At 62.8% G+C, this 6,224-nt stretch carries 4 protein-coding genes and 5 pseudogenes; 3 read left to right on the top strand and 6 right to left on the bottom strand.

Features of this window, described 5'->3' with window-relative positions; genetic code table 11:
* Positions 1 to 922, bottom strand: a 922-nt coding sequence (locus PQR02_RS31030; RefSeq protein ID WP_408240682.1) for an IS3 family transposase, incomplete at its 3' end; no start/stop codon positions are given.
* Between the two features lie 60 nt (positions 923 to 982).
* Between PQR02_RS31030 and PQR02_RS31025 the strand changes: the two are divergent.
* A pseudogene (locus tag PQR02_RS31025) lies at positions 983 to 2,208 on the top strand (IS110 family RNA-guided transposase).
* A 79-nt stretch (positions 2,209 to 2,287) separates the two neighbouring features.
* Here PQR02_RS31025 and PQR02_RS31020 read toward each other — a convergent pair.
* The 3 pseudogenes from PQR02_RS31020 to PQR02_RS31010 form a co-directional block, all read right to left on the bottom strand.
* Positions 2,288 to 2,554 (bottom strand): annotated as a pseudogene (locus PQR02_RS31020) (transposase); the annotation flags it as partial.
* Positions 2,478 to 3,127, bottom strand: a pseudogene (locus PQR02_RS31015) (IS256 family transposase). The pseudogenes PQR02_RS31015 and PQR02_RS31020, both read right to left, overlap by 77 nt.
* Positions 3,128 to 3,148: 21 nt before the next feature.
* Positions 3,149 to 3,686 (bottom strand): annotated as a pseudogene (locus tag PQR02_RS31010) (transposase domain-containing protein); the annotation flags it as partial.
* Positions 3,687 to 3,771: 85 nt separating this feature from the next.
* Here PQR02_RS31010 and PQR02_RS31005 point away from each other — a divergent pair.
* Together PQR02_RS31005 and PQR02_RS31000 are read left to right on the top strand one after the other, a co-directional pair.
* Positions 3,772 to 3,936 (top strand): annotated as a pseudogene (locus PQR02_RS31005) (Y-family DNA polymerase); the annotation flags it as partial.
* Between the two features lie 639 nt (positions 3,937 to 4,575).
* Positions 4,576 to 4,839 (top strand): hypothetical protein, encoded by a 264-nt coding sequence (locus PQR02_RS31000; RefSeq protein WP_408240679.1) that lies wholly within the window; start codon positions 4,576 to 4,578, stop codon positions 4,837 to 4,839.
* A 129-nt stretch (positions 4,840 to 4,968) separates the two neighbouring features.
* On the opposite strand, the gene PQR02_RS30995 is transcribed toward PQR02_RS31000, so the two are convergent.
* Both PQR02_RS30995 and PQR02_RS30990 read right to left on the bottom strand, forming a co-directional pair.
* A complete protein-coding gene (locus tag PQR02_RS30995) occupies positions 4,969 to 5,889 on the bottom strand; it encodes a dTDP-4-dehydrorhamnose reductase family protein (RefSeq protein WP_408240676.1) in 921 nt (306 codons plus the stop codon).
* A gap of 13 nt (positions 5,890 to 5,902) precedes the next feature.
* Positions 5,903 to 6,136 carry a heavy-metal-associated domain-containing protein gene (locus PQR02_RS30990; RefSeq protein ID WP_408240673.1) on the bottom strand — a complete coding sequence of 78 codons (234 nt, stop codon included), beginning with the start codon at positions 6,134 to 6,136 and terminating at the stop codon, positions 5,903 to 5,905.
* Positions 6,137 to 6,224: the final 88 nt, after the last annotated feature.

Genomic DNA, 6,224 nt, shown 5'->3' with positions numbered 1-6,224 from the left:
CTTTACGGCACCAGACCTTTCCTGAAAGCCGGCGTTGCAAAGCGCAAATCACCCGGAAGCATTTGGTACCCATATTCTTACTGTCGGTATTGACGATCTCAGGTTGCCCGTATTTCGCGAACGCTTCTTCCAACGCCTCGACAGCGTGCATCGCCTCCATCGTAATCGCCACGCGGTGGGCCAGTACCTTTCGGCTGGCCCAGTCCACCACGGCGGTCAGATATACGAAGCCGCGCGCCATCGGGATATAGCTCGTATCCAGTGCCCAGACCTGGTTTGCCCGATTGATCGTCATGCCCCGCAACAGATAAGGCCAGATCTTGTGCTTCGCATGACGGCGGCTTGTGTTCGGCTTGCAGTACAGCGCCTCAATGCCCATGCGCTTCATCTGCGTGCGCACGCGTCTACGGCCAATCTCGTGTCCCTCGCGACGCAGCAGGCGCGCCAGCATCCGCGCTCCGGCAAACGGAAACTCCATGTGCAGTTCGTCGATCCGGCGCATCAGCAACTGGTCTGCCTCGCTCACCGGTTGCGCCCGGTAATACACGCTCGATCTTGCGATACTAACGAGTCGCGCCTGCTGCGAGACCGGCAATGCGTGGTCGCGATCGATCATCGCTTTGCGCTCAGCAATTCCGCCTTGTTGAGCGCGCCGCTTAAAAAATTCGTTCTCCAGCGTGAGCCGGCCGATCTTCGCATGTAGCTCCTTCAAATCGACTTGCGGCTCGCTCGCCGCCGTGCCGCCTGCGCCAAACACGTCGGCGGCACGTTCCTGCAACTGCCGCTTCCATTCGGTGATCTGGTTCGGGTGCACATCGAACTGCTGCGCCAATTCCGCTAGCGTCCGCTCACCCTTGACCGCCGCCATCGCCACTTTCGCTTTGAACGCGGCTGAGTGCGTCCTTCGGGTTCTCTTCGTCATCTTCCTGTTCCTTTGTCGGCATTATCGCCGGCTCAGGCCCCGAGCGTTCCACTGATCCGACTGTCCGAATTTGCGCGGCCACCTCTATCTTGCGCAGCCGAGATTGCGTACCTCGAGAACGGCGTGTTGCAAACAGGCGGTCGCGCCGGTCTAAGACGCGACGAGCTTGAGTGCTTTGCCGCAAGGGTTGCGCAAGAGCGATCATTTGGTGCTCGAAGCGACTGGCAATATCGCCGCCATCGTGAACGTGCTGCGTCCACGCGTCGCGATTGCGAACCCACTGCAGGTGCGGCTTTTCGCCGAGGCACGCGTCAAGACAGACAAGATTGATGCGGCGGCGCTGGCGCAGCTGTACGCAAGCAATTTCCTGCCGGAAGTTCAGATGCCCGATGAGAGCACCCTAGCGCTAGCCGACAGGTCTCACGCCGTTCACAACTCGTGCGGCAACGCACGAGGCTGAAGAACGAAGTTCATACGGTGCTGGCCGCGCACGTGGTCGAGCGGTGCCCTGCTACTGATTTGTTCGGCAGGAAGGGACGTGTGTGGCTCAGTGCCCAACCGCTGCCGATGGACGAGGGTCTGGGCGTCGAGCAACGCCTGCGGGAGCTGGACCGTCTCGGTGAGGATCTGCACGGACCAGGCTCTGGCACAAGCCAGCATTGGCGACGAGCGGCCGCGCAGGCCGCCGACCGTCACCGGCGCAAAGACCACTGTGGCAATCGGGCTGCTGTCGGCGATCGGCGCCGTCGAGTGGTTTCACAATCCGGAGAAGCTGGTGAGCTACTTCGGGCTGAACCCGTCGGTCTATCAGTCAGGACCCGCGCCAGCTCGGCGCGGGTCACATCACCAAGCGCGAACATTCGTACGCGGGAGGATTGCTCGTCGAGAGAGCCTGGGGCGCAGCACAGGCGCCTCGCCCCTTGCGTGCTTTCTTCCTGCGCATACGCGACCGTCGCGGCCACCAGATCGCGATTGTCGCGACGGCACGCAAACTGGCGGTCATGGTGTGGTATGTGCTCACGCGCAATGAACCGTTCGCATGGGATCGTCCAGCCCTGACCGCGCACAAGCTGCGCGCCCTGGAGTTGCAATCCGGAATGCCGGCGCAACGCGGCTGGCGCAAAGGCCCGGCTGCGGCTTACAGCCTGACGAGCGTACGCGACCAGGAACGGGCCGTCGGGGAGCAGGCCGAGCGCACCTATCAACGGTTGTTCTCAAGATGGAAGCAGGCGGGTCCCAAAGGACACGAGGCACCACTGTTATGGCACGGAACACAGACCTCATAAAAATATCGCGCAGGGGCTTGTCGATTTCATCCATGGTGTAGATGATTCTGCGCACCTCAGGCGGATAGGCAAAGAACGGAATGACCTGCTCCCATTGGCGTTGCCACATGGCCACCGCGGTGGGGAATCTGTGGCCCCAGTCGTTTTCGGAGAAGGCTTCCAGCGCCGCTGCCGCCGCTTCGGCCGTGGTGGCCCGATAGCTCGGCTTGAGCGCGGTAGCCAGCGGCTTGCGATCCGTCCAGCTCGCCAGATTCAGCGCGAATTGCGGATCAGATCCACGATGCAGGTCTGGATCCGGGGGCTGGATAAACCGCCTCGATCGCTTCGGGGAAGGTGCACAAGCCATCGACCACCGCAATCAGGATGTCGTGCAAGCCGCGGTTCTTCAGCTCGTTGAAGTCCTTCAGCCAGAACCTGGCGCCTTCGGTTTGCTCGATCCAGAGGCCCAGCACTTCCTTGCGGCCATCGGCGCCGATGCCCAAGGCCATGTACACCGCCTTGTCTTTGACGTGCCTTCGTCACGAATCTTCAGCCGCAAAGCGTCGAAATACACGATCGGATACATCGCCTCGAGCGGTTGTTGCTGCCATCGCTCGACTTCAGCCAGCACTTCATCGGTGACGGTGGAAATGAGGTCGGCGACACCTGCAGCCCGTACAGCTCCAGCAAGTGGCCCTGGATCTCGCACGCTCATGCCACTCGCGTACATGCTGATGACGTGATCGTCGAATCCCGGCAACCGGCGTTGGTATCTGCCGACCAGTTGCGGCTCGAACGTCGCCTGCCTGTCACGCGGGCTATCCAGGTTCAACTCGCCATTGGGCGTGATGACTGTCTTCGGGCTCGTACCGTTGCGGTGGTTGCCGGCGTTGCCCTGCTCGGCCTCAGCCGTCCGCTGATGCGTCAGTTCGGCACACAAGAAATCTGACAGGCTCGCAGAGATCTTCTCCTGACGATACAGGGGCAGGTGGTCAGCATATTGGCAACCAGCACCGAGGCCGGTGGTCCCGTGGTCGGGATACCCTTGTCGATGACGTGTGCGGGCACCGGCGCCTGGATCAGCGTTTCGCAGTTCCTGCAGACCCACTTGCCATTGATATGCCGCTCTACGGTGAACACGCCCGGCGTGTAGTCGAGGTTTCTCGCTGATGTCCTCGCCGATGCGCACACGCTCGCAGCCGCACTGGCACACAGTGCTGTGCGGCTCGTGATGGATCTCTGTGCGCGGCAATTGTGCAGGCAGCGATGCGCGTTCGGCTGCTTGGGTGGCGGGTCGGCTGGGGCTGTTCAATGGCGGCCAGATCCGCGTCGATCGCTTTATCCAGCAGGGTCATCTGATCGCTGCTGAGCTGTTCGTTGCGCCGGCCGAACTGCTGGCGCCTGAGGATCGAGATCTCGTGGGTCAACTGATCGATGCGGGTCTGCTGGTAATGCGGCTCCTGTTCCTGCTCGTCGACCTCCCGTGTCTTCTCCTGAATCTTCCGGTCTCTGTCCTCGACTTAGGCAATCAGTTGCGCCGCGAGCGAGTGCAAGTGTTCCGGGCTGAGGGGCTCCGGTTTGAGCCGCCGGCCGCTACAAATGCTCACCCGTACCGAGTGGATCGAAGCGGGCTGGTGCGACGGCAATCGTGTCGAGCGGGATGACTATGTGGCGGCCGACGATCGTGGCGACATGCTCTGGGTGTATCGCGAGCGTCTGTATGGCGACTGGCATTTGCAAGGCTTGTTCGCTGAGGATCATGACGACTTTGCCGCCATCTTTCCTCTTGCAACAGCCATCGGAGCCTACTTGCCGGCCTATGTCGAATTGTCTTGCCTGACGAATGCTCATTGGCGGGCGTCGTGCGGGCCCACAACGGCGTTGAAAGAAATCAAGCCGGCCGCGAGCGTCAACAGAAAGAGCGGGAGGACAAGACAAAACCCGCGCAAGCAGAAACGTCTTCAGAGAACGCGCTAGCGCCAACGTCCTCACCCGACGGGATCGCGGAAGACGACGCATTCACCTGATCATCGGCAGCGAGCTCAATCTGATCGACGCCTGCGCTACGAACCGGCAGCTTTTCGGGAGGGTTTGCTGAACGGTCAGCCATTGGGCTTTTATTCGCCGTTGCAACTCGGGCAGGATGCGAAGCGTCACGGCGTCAGGGTATTGCCGCCCGCCGTAGCGTGGGCGACGGGGAGTCGATGTTAGGCTGCTGCGCGATGCGCCGATCGTCGAAGCGTCGCTTGCGTTTGCGCAGGCAGCGGAAAGCCGCGAGATCGTGGACGACTACGCGAGCCTGGGGCGACGCTCGATGGTCATCCCCCTTGCGTTGTTGCGTGCGCGGCTCGCGCAACAGCGTTTCCGCACGGCGGCTGAACTTGCCGTGTGCCGGCATTGTCCGCTGACGCGGGCGGGCGGCAGCGGCCGGGCACGGCGAACGGCACTGCGTTCGTTTCCCGCGAAGACGAAACCGGTTCGATCAAGGTGATCGTCTGGCCGTCGCTCGTGGCAAACCAGCGCAAGGCGTTGCTGGATTCATCGTTGCTGGCGGTCTACGGTGTCTTGCAACGCGACGACGGCGTCGCCACTGGCGGCGACCTTGCAGGCAGTGAGCCGAACGCCGACAGGGCGGCCCAAGGGAAGCGGTAAACAGAGGAGAAGTGATCCATCCCGTCGCCCATCAAGCATCGCGGCGAACTGCTCGGCGCACTGGCCACGGCAAGCCGCGATTTTCATTGAGGCCGGTTGGCCGTGGCCGGGCACGCATCCATGCCGATGTCAGGCGTCCGTCCCGCCCTGCCACGGAAACGCGGCCAACACTTGCCGGATCGCCGTGTCGAACGGCGTGCGGCGGCCAATCCCGAGCGCTTCGAGCTGGCGCGACGCCAGGTGGCAGTTATGCGGACGAGGCGTCGCATCGGCCGGCGTGGATTGCGGGCGCAGATGTGCGTCGAGTCGCAAGGCTTCGGCGAGGCGCACGGCGATTTCGTACTTGGTCATCGGTTCGTCGCCGGACCACTGCACGATGCCGCGAATCGTTTCGCCACGCGCATGCCGTTCGAGCATTTGGCGGATCACCAGCGCGACGTCCGGCGTGAAGGTGGGATAGCGGATCGCCCACGCATCCATCACGGCGGTCTTGCCGTTCAGTGACGCCGACCCGGCAATCGCCGGCACGAGACTCGTCACCGCCGATTCCGCCCAGTTGACAATCGGCCCATACAGCAGCGGCAAACGCAGCACGCAGCCGAGGTCGGTCGCTTCAGTCAGCGCGCGCTCTCCTTCGAGCTTGCTACGTCCATACGCATTGAGTGGCGCGGGCGCGGAGTCGTGCCGGTAGGGCGGGTGAGCGCCGTCGAACACGTAATCGGTGGAGATCGACAGCGTCCAGGCGCCGCGCCGGCGGGCCGCTGCGGCCAAGGTGCGCACCGCATCGACATTCAGCGCGCGGGCCAGCGCCGGATCGTGCTCGCACACATCCGGCCGCCGCTCCGCCGCGGCAATCACCAGCGCTTGCGGCGCTTCGCGTTCGACGAATTGGTCCACTGCCTGAGCGTCGCGAATATCCAGCGCGACGGTGTCCGGCCCCGGCCTGCTGAACGCCGTGGCGACGACATGCCAACGGGTCTGCTGCGCCAGTTCGTTGACGAGCGCGCGGCCGAGCAACCCCGAGGCGCCAATTACGGCAACTTTGAACATGATTCGAACTCGCTTAGTGGGCTGCGCCGCCGGTTGCCCTGCCGCTGGCGACAGCGGCGACCGTGTAACCGGCCTCGTCGATGGCGGCCTTCAGCAGGTCGACCTGTTGCGCCGAATCGACCGTCACGCGGCCGGACGCTAGATCCACTCGAACCTGCGCGGCGGCATCGTGCTCCCGAATGGCGTTCGTGACGGCCGTGATGCAATGCTGGCAGCTCATGCCTTCTACCTGAAATTCAATTGTCATGGGGATTGCCTTTAAAGGAATCGTGTTGCGATAGCTGAATTATGCCTGCCGGACTGTATCCCTGTCGCTCGACCTTCCCATCATGGGA

It is taken from the genome of Paraburkholderia sediminicola (assembly GCF_046026895.1).
GTDB classification, from domain to species: Bacteria; Pseudomonadota; Gammaproteobacteria; order Burkholderiales; family Burkholderiaceae; genus Paraburkholderia; species Paraburkholderia sediminicola_C.
Note: the sequence above shows the minus strand (reverse complement) of the source record. Positions and strands in the feature narration are given on the sequence as shown.

Bases quoted from the DNA above. Each gene is read 5' to 3' on its own strand.
- PQR02_RS30995 (WP_408240676.1), bottom strand. From the start codon at position 5,889: ATGTTCAAAGTTGCCGTAATTGGCGCCTCGGGGTTGCTCGGCCGCGCG.
- PQR02_RS30990 (WP_408240673.1), bottom strand. From the start codon at position 6,136: ATGACAATTGAATTTCAGGTAGAAGGCATGAGCTGCCAGCATTGCATC.